This window comes from Thalassotalea nanhaiensis (genome assembly GCF_031583575.1).
Taxonomy (GTDB): domain Bacteria; phylum Pseudomonadota; class Gammaproteobacteria; order Enterobacterales; family Alteromonadaceae; genus Thalassotalea_A; species Thalassotalea_A nanhaiensis.
Map to the genome: position 1 here is coordinate 1,637,343 of NZ_CP134146.1, position 16,124 is coordinate 1,653,466.

Here is a 16,124-nt window from a genome sequence, read left to right on the forward strand (position 1 = left end):
CTCTTAATAACCTTATAGCAAGCCAATATCACTTTTAAATACAATTTTAGCAACATTTACCTACTGTTTGATTACATTCTGGTTTCAATTTAATTGACTGATTAATAAGGGAATTGTTTAAAAATGAAAAGAAAATGAAAGATAAATGAGCCCGAAATGAAAAGCGATTTGTTGTTTAGGATTATGTTTGCCTTTACTAATGGGCGCAAGGCCAAGGTCATGTACTAATTATTAAAACTTTAAACGGGCATGACTTTGGATTTGTTGAACATAAATGAAAACAGAGGTTATACATGATTTTTAAATCATCGACCGTCGCTCTAATGGTTTCGTCAGCATTAGCTTTGTCTGCTAATGCCAGCGACGCCGAATTAGCAAACCAACAATTAAGTGTTGGTAATGCTGCTCAGGGTGAAGTCAATACAACATCAGATGTAAGAAAGGCGATAGTTACTGCAAATGAAGCTATGGGGGTTTATCTTATTCAACTTTCACAAAAGAGTGCTATGGATGCAAGTTATGCCACAATGGGTAATGACCGCAGTTCGATAGTTGCGAAAGTAGAACTGCAACAAGACGCAGTTATGAAAGTGATCCGAAGTTTGGATAATACGGCAGTATTAACTCGCAAATCTCGTTTAACCGAAAATGCGCTTTATGTGCAGATGAATCACGGTATTGTTGAATCTTTATCTGCTGATGTAAATGTGGTTAATGTTGAACTGCTCAGTGAATCAGCAACTTATACCGCGCAAGATGAGTTTAAAAAGTTCCCATTTTTAAATATTAAAGATGCAGGGGACGCGATCACTGTTGCTATTGTTGGTAACGGCATTGATTACACCCATAAAGCATTAGGTGGCAATGGCGATTATGACATGGCTTGGGCTAACAGAAGTAATGCCTGGGATGGTTTTCCAACAAACACTGTTATTGGTGGTTTAGATTTTTCAGCTGGTGGTGAAGGGTACCATTCAATTGATTACAACCCAATTGAAGATGCTAACGATATTAACGTAGAAAATGGCTATATATCTTCAGGCACAGCAGTTGCAGCACAAGTTTTAGCGCAAGCCCCAGATGCTAAAATTTTATCGTATAAAACGTGGGACTGGGCCAGCTCGTACTTCTTTCCTGTTTTAGATGTGATCATCGATCCAAACCAAGATGGCGACATTAGTGACCGTCCAGATGTTATTGTCTTAAATGCTTACGGTAATGGCGCTTTTTATGTAGAAGATGATACCAATGGTTCATCACCAACTCGTGAAATAAATTTAGTCCGCCGTTTAAGTGCATCGGGCTCGTTAGTTGTTGTTGGCGCTGGTGATACCTATTTTAATTCATATTTTAATATCGCTTGGCGTGGCGCAGTACCTGAAGCGTTAACAGTTGGCTCTGTTGGCATCAATGGTGAAGATATTGTTTTATCAGAATTTACTCCTGCAGGTCCTGTACGTGGCACCCACCAATTAAAACCAGAAGTTGTTGCTCCAGCTGAAAATATTGTTGGACCAATAGCCGGTAGTGGTGATGCAGAAGGAGAACTTGATGCTAACTCTACTTATGCTGCCGCTTATGCTGCTGGTATTGTGGCGAAGATTTTAGCCGAATACCCACAGTTAAGTCCGCTTGAAGCAAAAGCGTTAGTGGCCAATACTGCTATTGCAGATGGTATTCAAGGTTCATCAACTTATAATGAAGAGTTTGACCGAAATATCAGCAACGTTGCTGAAGTGCCATTTATGGGTACTGGTTTAGTTGATGGTGTTAAAGCCGTTACAGCCAATGCCGTTGTTTGGGAAACTAACAGCTATCAGCCAGGTCTTGCGTTTGGCTTTGTTGAAGCCTCAAGCTCAGCAACGCTAAGTCGTGATATCACCATAAGAAACTTAACGGATGAAGTGCAAACTTACAGACTCAACAGTGTAGTCAGTGGTGATAAAGCCAACAATGCGGCTATCAGCTTTATATATCCAGAAACCATCAATGTGCCTGCTAACCATTCTGTAGTATTCAATATCACTATGAAGGTAGATGCAGATAAGTTATCTGAACAATCAATCAGCTCGACTGAAGATTATACTATTGCTAATTTTACTAATGAAAATGTAAACGGCTACTTAGTATTTGAAAATACAGATGAAGATTCGGCTCAATTAAAAATGCCATGGCAAGTGTTCCCTAAAAATGCCAAGCCGTTAGCAAAAAGTAATCTAGAAAATAGCTGGCAAATGCCGTATGAAGCATATGATTGGCAAGACATGATGTGGGCAGCCAATGCTAATTCTTATACGGATACACTCGATCTTACCAATACAGGTAATGCTAACAAAACCATTTACACCATGCCGCGCATGCGCTCTGTAGAGGCCATCAGTGAAAGTAAAGCTGGCGGCCAAGGTCATATGATCAAAAACCTTGGTGCTAGTATCAATGCCGATCTAACTTGTGAATCAGGTAGTAAACTATCGGTTGCCGTACAAATGTTCGATAAGTTCGACATACCAATGGCAGAGCACTTCGATAAAGCTGGGCATATGTTGACGTACTTTAGTATTTATAGCCAAGACTATGTTGATAGCATGAATGGCAATGCACAGCTAATCGATCAGGACGAAAACAAAAGTGATAATGATGTACTCGCTTATATTGAAATACTTATAGACAATGATGGCAAACCACAAGTCGAATACATTGATTTTGACGAAGAGTATGAATGGTGGAACCCTCGTAAGCGGTTTAAGCAATCCCGCTTAGGTGCAGATGTCAGCATTGGCGACGATACCGTTGTCGCTAATATTTGTATCGAAGAATTATACCATGCTGATATTCAATCTGTTGATAATTGGAATGAAGATCTAGGCTGGCAGTTTGCTACAGATCGTGATGCAAGAGCAGACATTCATGAACCTGTTATTCGTTATAATCCGGTGATTATGGGACGATCTTTCACTGAAATTATTGACCATACTGGCGAATTTAACTACCCACCTTGGACTTACACAAACTGTGATCCTAATGGTGTTGATTGGATGGGTAACCCATTCCCTGAAGATTACTGTATTGAAGAAGCAAAAACGTTTGTCGCATTCCATACAGGTATTGCTAAATTATCTGATGACGAAAATTCTGAATTAACCTGGTCAAACAAAGTTGAGTTAGCTGCTGGTGAAACAGCACGCGTTGCTGTGACTACGGTTGACGATTGTAATCCAAACCTTGTTTGGTTCGGCTCTCAGCCTCCACTTCACGATGCTTGTCCACCAAGTGTGATGATTTTTGAATTAGGTAGTGATAATACCGGTTTCTCAGGCACGACCTACGGCTCTGATATAGGAATAAAACCTGGTCAAGGCTTCAGTATTTATGAAAATGCTGAAAATGGTGAAGTAATCGGTAAATTAGAGAGCTATGCCGTTAATTTTTTCACTGAAGACAAACATAAAGGCCCTGTACACCTAGTAAATTCCTTACCGGGTACGCCATTTTATGTAGCAACAGACGGCACTATAACGGTTGCTAACAGTGCGGCTTTAGATTATGAACAAACCAAATCTTACACCTTAAAAGTGCAAGCAGATTACGTAAACCGTGATACCCAAATTGTTGATGTGATTATCAAGGTTAATAACCTAAACGATACAGCGCCAGTAATGACGCAATCGTTAGCGGCAATTGCAAGCAAGGTTGGCGACACTGTTACAGCTAGCGTTGCAGGATCATTTAATGATGTTGAAGGGGATGGTATCACTTTTGAAGCAATGAATTTACCTGAAGGCTTATCGATAGACTATATGGGTAATATTTCAGGCATAGCTACTCAAGCAGGTGAATACCACGCCAGCGTTCTTGCGAGTGATGGTTTGAATGTCACATCTGCAGACTTAATCATTTCAATTACCAATAACCCGAATTCAGCGACTCCAGTTGAATCAGCTCCTAATGATGATGCAGAAGAGTCATCAACAAGTGGTGGTAGTACTAGCGCGTTCTTTATGTTGCTAGCGGGTGTAGCAATGATCAGTCGTCGAGTGCGTAAGTAAACGTAAATAATTAAAATTGAGAGGCTTAAAGCCTCTCAAAGAGGAATTTAATATGAATTTTAAATTAAACAAACTGGCTTTGGCTTTACCAATGAGCATAATGACTCTTGGTGCCGTTGCGGCAATATCACCAGATGATATTCCAAGAATTGAGCTAAATGCAGCGCAACAAAATGCAAAGCTGAAAGCAACAAAGAAAACGTTTGAAAATCGTTACTTTGTCTTATTAGAAGATGAGCCTGTTGCTCTATACCAAGGTAAAATAAAAGGGTTCAAGGCTACAAACATTTCCGCATCTAACGGCGCAAATGCTAATGAATTTGGCAAACTAAACTTAAAAAGTTCGGCCTCTGTTGTTTATGGTGATTACCTTGCCAATAAACAAAATGAAACATTTAGCAAAATTAAGTCGGTGTTAAAACGTGATGTTGTAATGCGAGACCGTTTTAAAATAGCCATCAATGGTTTGCTACTTAATCTTGAACCTCATGAAGTAATGGCATTACGTAAAATGCCAGGCGTTTTAGCGGTAGAAAAAGAAGAAGCGCATCAGTTATTAACTGATGTTGGGCCGCAACACGTTGGAGCACCGGTAATTTGGGATAATAGCGACATTAGCGGTTCTAAAGGTGAAGGCTTAGTTGTAGGTGTGATGGATACAGGGATCAGCTCTTACACTTCACAAGTATGGAGTTATCAAGGGGCCGCTGGCTTTGAAGGTAAAGAGTTTCATCCGTCATTTGCCGATGTAGGTGTAGATGGATATGATCATATCAATCCAAATGGTGAAGGTGTTTATTTTGGTGATTGTATAGATTCACCTTTCTGGTGTAACGATAAAGTTATTGGGGTTGTATCTTATGAAGGCTTAAAAACTTCTGGTCTTTGGGATATGCGCGCCGAAACAGGTCAAGATGATCATGGCCATGGTACTCATGTTGCGTCGACCATCGCTGGTAACCGAGTTGATAATGTGAACTATCCAACGGTATATCCAAATATGGAACAATATTGGAATCATAAGTACTACGATTCTGAAACTTCGGTATCTATCAGTGGTGTAGCACCACATGCCAATATAGTGATGTATAAAACCTGTGCTGTTAATGGTTGTGCACCAAGTGCTGCTGTAGCGTCAATTGAACACGCCATTGCCAATAATGTTGATGTTTTAAACTATTCAGTTGGTGGGAGTGCTGGCTCTCCATGGTTTGATGCCGATGCTTTGGCCTTTTTAGCGGCTCGTGAAGCAGGTATTCATACAGCAGTTGCTGCGGGTAACTCTGGACAGGCTGGTGAGAAAACTGTCGGCTCTCCTGGTAACTCACCATGGGTAACAACCGTTGCTGCATTAAGTCACTCGCGTGATTTTACCGAAGAAAAAACAGCTACCTTTACTGGTGGTAACACAATGCTAGAAGACTTAGTTGGTAAAGGTGCTACTTCAGGTATCAGCACTCCTACTGATGTGATTTATGCCGGCGATGTTGAACTTGCTGAACAAGCCGAGTTAGCCGGTGGTGTTGGTTATTGTGGTCAATACTCATTGCCTAGTGCTTGGGATATGAACTCTATTGAAGGCAAAGTAGTTATTTGTCGTCGTGGCGGTACAGATGATAGCGGCGTGCCATTATCTCGTTTATCAAAAGGTGCCTCAGCATTATATGCCAAAGCTGCCGGTATGATTTTTATCAACTCTGATGAAGAGGTTGATAACGTAGAAAATGATTTACACGTTTTACCAACCGTACATTTAAATAAAGTTGATGGCGAAAAACTATTAGCATGGTTAGCTGAAGGAGAAGGTCATCAAGTAACCTTTACCGAATCAACGCTTGAACTGAATGCTGACAAAGGTGACATCACTGCTAACTTTACCTCTCGTGGCCCAGACTATTTCACTGGTGACTACCTGATCCCTGATATTGGTGCGCCTGGTGTTGATATTCTTGCCGGTGGTCTTGGTGACAATATGCAAAGTTCACTGTCTCAGCCTTACGAGCGAATTAATGGTGATTTCCGTTTCATGAGCGGTACGTCAATGGCATCACCACATATTGCTGGTATGTACTTGTTAATGAAAGCTGCACGACCAACATGGACGCCGGCAGAAGCACAGTCAGCATTAATGATGACAGCTTATACCAGTGTTAAAGAAGACGATAACTTTGATGGTGAAATGGCGCGAGCTGATATGCACCGTACTGGCGCCGGTAGTGCTCGTGTAAACTTAGCGGTAGAAGCTGGCTTAGTGATGAATGAGACTCGCTCAGGCTATGAAGCTGCGAACCCTTACGCTGAAGAGTTTGGTATGAGTGATGGCATTGAAGGTTGGCATGGACAACCACATCAAATGAATATGCCAAGCCTATCAAAAGGCGAATGTCTTCTAGATTGTGATTGGACGCGTACTTTTAAAGCGACCAAAGCTGCTTCTTGGACAGTAAGCTTTGAGTATTATAACGAAGGCTTTACTTTAACTGCTGATAACACGCAATTTACGGTAACTGAAGGCGAAGAAGTTATTGTTAATTTCACCGCCGAAGCATTGCAAGGTCTTGATGTTGAATGGGTAAATGCGAGGGTAGTGTTAACGCCTGATGATGCGTCTATTCCAACTCAAACTATGCCTGTAACGGTTAACTTTATTGCTGGCATCGCACCTGATGCTGTTGATATTGTTCCACAGCGAACTAATGACTCAGCACCAGTTGAAGGAATTGTTACTATTGGTACTGATGATTTGCAAGTAAGCAAGTCAGGTATTGCCAAAGCTGAAATTCATCAATTTGAATTAATGCGAGATGCAACCAACGGTACAATTTATCATTGGGATGATGCAGACAGTAAAACGATTTATGCAGTGCCGTTAAATATTCAGGCTGATAGCAAGCGTTTAGTGGTTGAGGTACTGGAAACATCATCACCAGATATTGATATTTACGTTGGTATTGATTCTGACCTTGATGGTTTGCCTTCAGTTCACGAAATGGACTTAATGCCGTACATGAGTGCAACAGAAACCTCTGAAGAGTTAATTGATGAAATTAACCCTAGACCAGACACTTACTGGGTACTTGTTCATAACTGGGCTGAAGGTCCTGCGCCATTAGCTGAAAACGAAATGGTATGCGCCGAAGATCAGCAAGCTGATGAAGGTATGTTCTGTGCTGAAGCTCCAATAATGGATAACGTAAAACTTTCAATTACCAACGTTAAATATGACGAAGATAGTATGACGGTTGAAGCGCCTACGTCTGTAGAGCCTCGTGCACAAGTGCCAACTCGTGTAGGTTGGGAACAAATGATGACCGAAGGTGATATTTATCATGGTGTGTTCTGGTTAGGTACATCCGCTGAACTGAATCAAAATATTGGTGCGGTTAAAGTCAATATGACTCGTGGCCAAGATGATGTGACAGTTTCAGAGCCAACTATATATGGTGATAAAGTTGCCTTTACCATCAAAGTGTCAGCCAATGCTAGCAGCGAAGACCGTCATTACGATTTCAATATGCTATTAGCAGAAGATGTTGGTATTGATTTGTTAATTTCAGAGCAAGTGGTAGACGGTGTTCAGATGGCTGTAGGCTCTACAGAAGTAGAATATGCAGTAAGCGATAACCAAGTTGCTTGGGAACATACACAAGTAAGTGGCGCTAATGCTACCGAATTCAGCCTTGTTTTAAATACCATTTCAGTTGTTGGTATGGTTGATATTACTCCGGTGATTGAATCTGAAGTAAATAACTCAGAGCAATCAAAAGCTGTATCAAAAGAAACAGTTACAACGTCACCAGTGTTTATTGAAGGTAGACCTAGCTTTAAAGCCAATGCATCGGTTAGCACGGTTAAAGAAGGCGAGTCTATTACTTTATCTGCTGAAGTTATAGATGCTGTGCTTGAAACTCCTGAGCTTAGCTATAATTGGACTCAAGTTTCTGGCACAACAGTAAGTTTCAATAGTACCGGCCAAAACGTTACGTTTGATGCGCCTAAAGTATCTTCTGATGAAGTCATTAGTTTTGAGTTAATCGGTTCAAACGGTAGCAAATTAAGCTTACCATCACCGGTTTCAATAAACGTTGAAAACAAAAGCTCTGGTGGTTCAACTGGCCTAGGGTTCCTAGTTCTAACAGCGTTTGGCTTATTGCTAGGACGTCGTAAATAATTAATTAAGTTATTCATTTAATGTAACTAGGCTCCTTAACAGGGGCCTTTTTTTTACGCATAAAATGATGAGATATAGTTAATTTCAGCTACGGTTTTCTTCTATTGATTATGGTGCCGTGCAAAAATGCTAGATTTGCGAACTTAAAGATATTAGCGTAAGTTACTGAAAAGTGAACGGCTCTTGTGCAGTGAGAGACTAATAATATGAATATAACACTGTCGTCATTCATGACCAATCAGCAGTTCATTTAAGCCGTTTAATAATAACAAAAAGATAATTTACCAAGGTAAAAATGATTGAATTCACTAAACGTTTTTTTAAATTAAAAAAAACAACCGCCTTAACTGTATTCTCAATACCTTTGGTATTGTTTATGTTGTTTGCTGGAATAACACATTACCAAGAACTACAAGAGTTAGAGCACCAGCAAGTAAAAAATCCTTTGCCCAATGATGTCTATATTATTGATAATGAAGTGCTAAATAAGCAGAGTAGACTTCGTGAAAAATATATGATCACTCAAGTCACTTCTGTGGACGACAATAATGTTTATTTAAAAGTAAGTAATTTTATTTACCTAAAAGTAAGTGATGCTATTAGGGGGATTCGAACGGATAAATTGCTTACTCGCCAATTTTTTTCTAATGAAATACTCAAACTCCCTAGATCTCAGCTTGAACAGCTTTGGGTAAATGGTGGTGTCAGTGAAGTAGGGCGTTCAAATGATGGTATGCATTTATACGGCGGTGTAATTATTGCCAGGCCAAAACAAAACCTTTTAAAGAAGAGAAAGTATCGAATAGGTACTCAAGAAAACCAATTAGCAATTTCTTATTATCAAGGGGATATGGGATATGAACAAGATTGGAAGGAAGCTTTTCGGTTATTTAAACAAGGCGCTGAAAAAGGAAACCCTTATTCACAAATAAATTTAGCCCAAATGTATCGCGATGGTGAGACAGTAGAAGTCAACTTAAAACAGGCTCTATACTGGTTCAATATGGCAAGGAAACAAGGTGTTTACTCAGCTAAAGAAGAGTATTCAAAATTATGCCGACAAGTTGCTGAGTGCATCGAATAAAGTAGTTGATGCACGTTACCAAACTAGCGAAATAGTGTGTTTCACTTTTGGTATTACTATGAACACTCATGAATAACGTTGATACATTTGAGAGTATAAAGAATGTTATTTTAATTCTTTGATATTTATGGGAATTAAGATAGATTGGTATTTATCAAAGTAGACTGTTATTACTGATAGTTCTACATAATAAGCTGTTATGTGTTTAGGAGAGTGCGTTGATTAACGATGGGTATACTGATTTAGAATATTCCTTATCAAATGATCACGAATTAAATGTTCGACTATCTAGCTTACTTAATGAGTTGTGCCATGTATTTAGAATGCATCCTGATGGTCATTGGAAGTCTCTTTATAAGCCGAAATATACCAAGTTAATGGCTCTTGAAATTAAAAGTAAACCATTTTTAATTAAACAATTATTAGCATTAAAGGATCCTGTAGTTAGCAATATTACTCATGCAGCTATTGAGTTTAATAAAAACACATAACAAGTCGTTCAAGCAGGACAAATAACAGTTGGCTTTTGCTCCTGCGTCGCTTATTTTAGCCAACATATTATTTGCCTCTTAACGAGGCGTTATGCGTAAAAGGAGTTTCATCAATGTTTGGTAAAAAGTCGACGATTCGAAAGTATAAATACAAACTTCGCCCTGCATTAGCTAAAAGGTATGGCGGCTCAGCAACATATACAAAAGCTCAAGTTGATAAAACCATAGATGAAATGGGGTTTAATAAAAGGCACATACATTACGCTTATTTAATGTATTGCGATATAGCAACTTACAATGCTAATACACCTGAAAATGAATCTACCGAGTTAATGAATAATGCAATTGCTTCTGTATCAGGAGTTGGTTTTTTTGGCGCGATTTTTGGCTCTTCATTTGCTAGTGGTGGAGACGGAGGCGCAGGTGGAGATTTTGGTGGTGATGGCGGCGGTGGCGGAGAGTAGTTTACGCATAATAAGTCGTTCAAAGGACAAAATACAGTTGACTGTGTTTCGCTCCACAATTTTAGCAAACCAATAAAAAGCCCCTTAACATGGGCGTTAATATCGTTAATAGAAGTACAACTTTATATCAACAGGAATAGATGATGAAAAAGATACTATGCGCAACGGTTTTGAGCATCCTAAGCATAAACTCTTATGCAGGTGGAGTTTGCGACAATGCGTCAAAAGAGTTTTCCGCAGCAGTTGAGGTATATAAAAAGGAAGGCGGTACCGCTTTCATGAAACGTATACTAAAAAACGGGCCGCTCGAAAATGATACAAGGTCACTAAGTCAGGCGCAGTCTCTTGCGCAAATAGAACAATTTTTTGGCCCTATAGAAACTGCTTCCATACTAAGCACCAAAGAACTAGGCTCAAAATCCTGCTATATAATAGGAATCTTAGAGTATGAAAATGGCCCAGCATTTGCTGTTGCTAATTACTACAGTGGTTCAAAGGGCGTAGGTGCTACATCAATGTTTTTCCAAACTGAACCAGAGCAAATATTGCCAAAGGAATTCCTTGTTCAGTAAACATTTAATAAGGCGCTGCAGCGGACTTCGTCCGCTTCGCTTATGCTCCGCTACTGAGAGCCCCGTTAGACATACAAGGAGTTAAATTTGCGCTTAGCAATATTTTTCATTTTATTATCAGTTTCACATTCAGCTTTAGCTTGTGAAGATCAAGAACCTTGTAAATTGAATGCAATGGAAATGTTTTTACCCGAAGTTCAAAGGTATCCTGCATCTAATATTCGTATAGAAAAATTCATTTATCAGACCAAGTTAGGTGACGTTAGTAATAAAGTTTCTACTGATAAACTTATTAAATTAAAAGAAGAGTTAAACAATATTACTATTAAATCATTCAAAGAAAGTAAAACTTCTTTTGAAGTATTGGCTCAATTTAAATTAACTCCGTCTTCAGATTCTGAATTTAAATTGCAGACGACGGGCGGAGAACAAGAAGATGAAATGTTAACTTATTTTTATGATGCAGCGTCGAAGTTAACTGAGTACAAATCAATAAAAGACGATGTTTTTGTATTTTTACATTATAAAATTTCGTCATCGGTAACAAAGTAAGGCTAATAAGCTGTTAATGCAGGACAAATAAGGCTTGCCTTTTATCACTGCATAACAGATTTTAGCCAACGATTATAAGCCCTTTAGTGGGCATTAGTCATAGCAACCCAATATAGGGTTAAGGATGATAAATGAGTTTAAATGTTTTTTGTCGTTATTGTGGACAACAGATTTCTGATACGGATTTAGTCTGCGGTCATTGTGATTCTAGACAGAATTTCACTGAACCTTCTCGCGATGCCTCTCGTAAAAATTATGAAGGTGTTATCGCATTTGTTGTATGCTTCTTTTTCGGCGTTTTTGGTATACATAGATTTATCTATGGCAAAATAGGTACAGGTATTTTAATGCTTGTTACAGTAGGCGGCTTTGGTATTTGGTGGTTAATCGATTTAATTCGAATTGCCATTGGTCACTTTACCGACTCCAGAGGCAATCGATTAAGTCTTATTCATGATCATTAAAAGATCTGTATGAAGAAACCTATACCTAACAAGTGGATTAAGTGTATAGGACCAAAATCAGTTGGCTTTTTTGTTCCTCAATATTTTAGCCTGTTTAGCTCAGTATTTGCCGAGCTTCTATTAATATCAGGCATTGTACGTCTGGTTTGAAAAAATAATAAGAATTTGAAAAAAAAACATAAGGATTTGTATGAGATTTATTATCTATTGTATTTTATTTTTAAGCTTTAATTGTTTAGCTGAAAATAATGTAGAGCATTTAGGTGAAGACGAAGGCTATGTTATCTTGCCTCTAGTTATTTCAGGGATGGTACCAGAATCAATAATATTAGAAGATTCTGATATCTTTGGTGCTAGTTATAAAGTTAAAAAACTTAAAGCAGGAGAAAATTTTGAATTAATAATATTACCTGCAGGGGAGTACAAATGGTCAAAGATAAAAGTAAATAAAAGTTATTACTTTAACCTTGAAGAGAGTGAATTTAACCTGACGGTTAAGAAAGATAAAATCAATTATGGTGGTCATTTGATCATTGATATTAATTCACAATTTGGAACAGCTAATTATAATTATGTTAACCGTAGCAGCCAGGTTATCAAAGAACTAGAAGATTGCTGCAAAACTCTAACCACCCAATACTCTCTGACTTTTACTGGTAAATCTGAAGATCCTTATATTGAATTTTATAGAAGTGCTACCACCGAGAGGGTAAATTAAAGTGAAAAAATTCATAATATTTCTCTTAGTAAACTTAACTAGCTTTTATGCATATTCTGATGAATTAACTAATGTTTCAGAAGATTCTCCCCCTCAACGAGTTAAAGAGATTGCAAACTCATTTTTTAAAGCTTATCAAGTTGATGATGTGAAAATATCCCCAAATGGGGAGTATATTGCATTAATGCAAAATACTGGAAACCTATCTCAACTTGTTCTCGTAAACACCCGGAGTTTCAAAAAAAGCTTGATAATTGAGGACAAGTTTAATGATCCAATTGATATTACTGATTTTTATTGGATTGATAATAGTTCTATCATATTGGAAGCCTATATTAGAGGTAAAGGAAGTGCGTTATTATTGAGCAAGTTAACAATTGAGCAATCTGAGTTAATAAAACTAGAAAATAAGTACTTACTGGAAGGTGTCTTTTTAGCAAACTCAATGCCTAGTGTTAAAAACAAGTTTATAGTTGGAAAGTGGAAAGAAGGTAAAACATCATTATATGTATTAGATCTCTCCCAAAAATATTTTCAAGGACAGCTTCGTAGTAAATTCAAGTTAAATAGAAGAGCACCTGACGCCACACATTGGATAACCAATACTAGAGGGAGTATTACTGCAGGTTATGGTTTTGATGAAAATGAATCTAAAAATAAGGTATGGATAAAAAACCTGAAAACAGGAAAGTGGAATGTAATTTGGGAAGGCGAAGAAAACACCACTTTTAAACCCGTGCTTGTAACTAAGGATAGTAAAACACTCTATGTACTTTCAAATGAACAAGATGATTTGATTAGTCTCTACACATATGACTTAGTTGAGAAGAAATACATAGAGAAAATATTCGAAAATACTAGTGTTGATGTCAACTCTGCACTTGTGAGTACTGAAAAAGATGAAGTGCTAGGTATTTCTTTTGTTGAAGATGGCTTTTTAAAGCGTACTTATTTCTCTGAAATAGATAAAATACTTGATGTAGAGTTGAAAGAGGCAGTAGATGAATCTAAGCCATATATAGTCGACTTTAATCTAGATAAAACTATAGCGATAGTCGAAACTTCAAGTACAACTGACCCTGGAACTTATCATCTATTTAACATTGATACGATGGAGTTAATTAAATTTTCATCTAAAGCTCCGTGGCTTAAAGAATTTGATGTAGGAACCAGTCAGGTAATAAAATCAAAATCAATTGATGGTCAAAATATAGAATCTTATTTAACATTACCGGTATCAAAAGCTACGGTGCCACCGTTGATTGTATTACCGCATGGCGGGCCTATTTCAGTACAAGATACAAGGCACTTTAATACACATGTCCAGTTTCTTGTTTCGTTAGGGTACGCAGTTCTTCAACCAAATTATCGGGGATCTTTTGGCTATGGTAAAAAATTCCAAAGTGAAGGTATGCAACAATGGGGACGTTTAATTGAAGATGATATTCAATCAGGTATTAACGAAGTAGTTAAAAATGGTCTTATTGATCCAAATAAGATTTGTATTTACGGCATTAGCTACGGTGGTTATTCAGCCTTAATTTCAGCAGTTAATCGACCTGAGGTATTTAAGTGTGCAGCTTCATACGCTGGGGTGACAGATCTTCCCTTACTTTTTAACGATATGAAATTAGCAAAATCTGATAGATTGAATAATTTATTGAAAAAAATTGTCGGAGACCCAGAAACAGAACTGAATACCTTGATGGAATACTCACCTGTATATCAGGCTAAAGATATAACAATCCCAATATTTTTAGCCCAAGGAGATAAGGATATTATTGTTGATATTGAGCATTTTTATAGGATGAAAAAAATAATGGATATTTATGGAGTTGAATATGACAGTATGGTGCTAAAAGACGAAGGGCACGGTTTTAAATATCTAAATAGTATTGTTTTATTTTACGTTAAATTAGACGCATTTTTTAGGCGCTCTTTAGGTCTAGAATCAATCTAAATCATAATATTTGGTCTTGAGTTCGATTATTATACTAATCGAACTTTTGAAATTTAAACAACTAACAGAAATTTAAATTGGGGTTATCAAAGTTTGGTTCTGTCCTGTTTCGCTATACATTTTAGCCAATATGTTTTTGCCTCTTAATGAGGCGTTATGCATCAAATATCATCAAAAAGGAATACCGATGAATCTAATTAAAGTTTTTATCTCAATATTTTTACTATTACCGTTATTTGCGAATTCGAGTACTGATATTGAAGTCTCTGAAGAGGAAAAGTACGCAAAGTGGGCTGAAGCTGTATGGAAGTCTCTCGACCGAATGACTGGAGAGATTAAATTACCTAATGCTGTTGCAACATTAAATGTACCAGAGAATTTTTATTATCTAGCTCCAAAAGATGCTGAGAAAGTTTTAGTCGACGTTTGGGGAAACCCTCCTGGGCAGAATACCCTAGGTATGTTATTTCCTGCTGAAATAACACCATTTGATCACGATTCATGGGCCGTAACAATTGAATATGAAGAAGATGGCTATGTTTCAGATGCAGACGCAGATGATATTGATTATTCTGAATTGCTGGTGCAAATGAAATCGGATACAGAGTTAGCAAGCCAAGAAAGAGTTAAGCAGGGTTATGAGGCTATAGAACTAGTCGGGTGGGCGTCCCAGCCTTATTATGATGCGGCAACTCATAAACTTCATTGGGCTAAAGAAATTAAGTTCGCTAATCGCCCAATAAATACTCTGAATTACAACATTCGAGTTTTAGGCCGTAAAGGCGTTTTAGTTCTTAATTTTATCGCTCAGATTGACCAAAAACAGCTGATAGATTCTAATTTAAATTCTGTATTGGCAATTGCTGATTTTGATCAAGGATCAAGGTACAGTGATTTCGATCCCGATATTGATGATGTTGCCGCATATGGATTAGGTGCGTTGGTTGCAGGTAAAGTTATTGCAAAAACAGGCTTTCTGGCTGCAGCAGTGATATTTTTAAAGAAATTTGGAGTACTGTTTATTGTTGCCATTGGTGCATTTTTAAAACGTTTTTTTAAACGGAAAGAGGCATAGCACAACTGTTTCAGTGAAATGCTAGATTGGCGTCAAGATTTATCAACCTAGGTGTTTAATACAAGGATAGAGTATGAAAAAAATAATTCTCTTGATGAGTTTAATTCTCAATGTTAGTGGATGTATTACCGTTCCAGTAGATGATGAAGAACATGTTCATTTATGCAAGATTTCCTCTGATCGTAAAACATTAAAGATAGTGGATGTTGCGAAGGAAACAGACTCATATTACGACATTAGTGGCACATTACTTTCACCTATTTTAGTACCAACAACAGCTTTAATCTCAGGTACCTATGTACTTGTGAATAACATTTATCATTACGGCGAGGAAAAAGTTGTCTGTGATAGTAAAAAAGCTTAACTAGGACTGTGTCGTTGATAATCATTTTACTGGTGCTTATTTTTACGGTCTTTTTAGCCCATAAAGCGATAAAGAAAAAGTCGGTGTTATGGGGACTTTACTTATTGTTAGAATTATATTTTGCCGGTCTTGTGTTGGCTGCTGAATTAAATTAAATATGATG

12 protein-coding genes are annotated in these 16,124 nt (G+C 37.7%); all 12 read left to right on the top strand.

Translation table 11 applies throughout. From position 1 onward, the window contains the following. The first annotated feature begins 293 nt into the window (after positions 1-293). The 12 genes from RI845_RS07230 to RI845_RS07285 all read left to right on the top strand — a co-directional run bounded on the left by RI845_RS07230 (position 294) and on the right by RI845_RS07285 (position 15,961). A complete protein-coding gene (locus tag RI845_RS07230; RefSeq protein ID WP_348389063.1) occupies positions 294-4,046 on the top strand; it encodes a S8 family serine peptidase in 3,753 nt (1,250 codons plus the stop codon). Between the two features lie 52 nt (positions 4,047-4,098). Beyond that, positions 4,099-8,217 (top strand): S8 family serine peptidase, encoded by a 4,119-nt coding sequence (locus RI845_RS07235; RefSeq protein WP_348389064.1) that lies wholly within the window; start codon positions 4,099-4,101, stop codon positions 8,215-8,217. Positions 8,218-8,512: 295 nt separating this feature from the next. Further along, positions 8,513-9,301 carry a tetratricopeptide repeat protein gene (locus tag RI845_RS07240; protein ID WP_348389065.1) on the top strand — a complete coding sequence of 263 codons (789 nt, stop codon included), beginning with the start codon at positions 8,513-8,515 and terminating at the stop codon, positions 9,299-9,301. A gap of 218 nt (positions 9,302-9,519) precedes the next feature. Continuing rightward, entirely contained in the window at positions 9,520-9,792 is a 273-nt protein-coding gene (locus RI845_RS07245) for a hypothetical protein (protein WP_348389066.1), read from the top strand. Positions 9,793-9,905: 113 nt separating this feature from the next. Continuing rightward, positions 9,906-10,256, top strand: coding sequence for a DUF6559 family protein (locus RI845_RS07250; RefSeq protein WP_348389067.1), 351 nt, complete (start codon positions 9,906-9,908; stop codon positions 10,254-10,256). A 143-nt stretch (positions 10,257-10,399) separates the two neighbouring features. After that, positions 10,400-10,828 carry a hypothetical protein gene (locus tag RI845_RS07255; protein ID WP_348389068.1) on the top strand — a complete coding sequence of 143 codons (429 nt, stop codon included), beginning with the start codon at positions 10,400-10,402 and terminating at the stop codon, positions 10,826-10,828. A gap of 87 nt (positions 10,829-10,915) precedes the next feature. Further along, positions 10,916-11,380, top strand: coding sequence for a hypothetical protein (locus RI845_RS07260; protein ID WP_348389069.1), 465 nt, complete (start codon positions 10,916-10,918; stop codon positions 11,378-11,380). A gap of 131 nt (positions 11,381-11,511) precedes the next feature. Continuing rightward, on the top strand, positions 11,512-11,844 hold the full coding sequence (locus tag RI845_RS07265; protein WP_348389070.1) for a TM2 domain-containing protein: 333 nt from the start codon (positions 11,512-11,514) through the stop codon (positions 11,842-11,844). A gap of 190 nt (positions 11,845-12,034) precedes the next feature. Continuing rightward, complete coding sequence (locus RI845_RS07270) at positions 12,035-12,562, top strand: hypothetical protein (RefSeq protein WP_348389071.1); 528 nt, start codon at positions 12,035-12,037, stop codon at positions 12,560-12,562. A 1-nt stretch (position 12,563) separates the two neighbouring features. Beyond that, positions 12,564-14,522 (top strand): alpha/beta hydrolase family protein, encoded by a 1,959-nt coding sequence (locus RI845_RS07275; protein ID WP_348389072.1) that lies wholly within the window; start codon positions 12,564-12,566, stop codon positions 14,520-14,522. Between the two features lie 187 nt (positions 14,523-14,709). After that, positions 14,710-15,597: a DUF2167 domain-containing protein gene (locus RI845_RS07280; protein WP_348389073.1), complete on the top strand. Its 888-nt coding sequence runs from the start codon at positions 14,710-14,712 to the stop codon at positions 15,595-15,597. A gap of 73 nt (positions 15,598-15,670) precedes the next feature. Then, positions 15,671-15,961, top strand: coding sequence for a hypothetical protein (locus tag RI845_RS07285; RefSeq protein WP_348389074.1), 291 nt, complete (start codon positions 15,671-15,673; stop codon positions 15,959-15,961). The last annotated feature ends 163 nt before the right edge of the window (positions 15,962-16,124 follow it).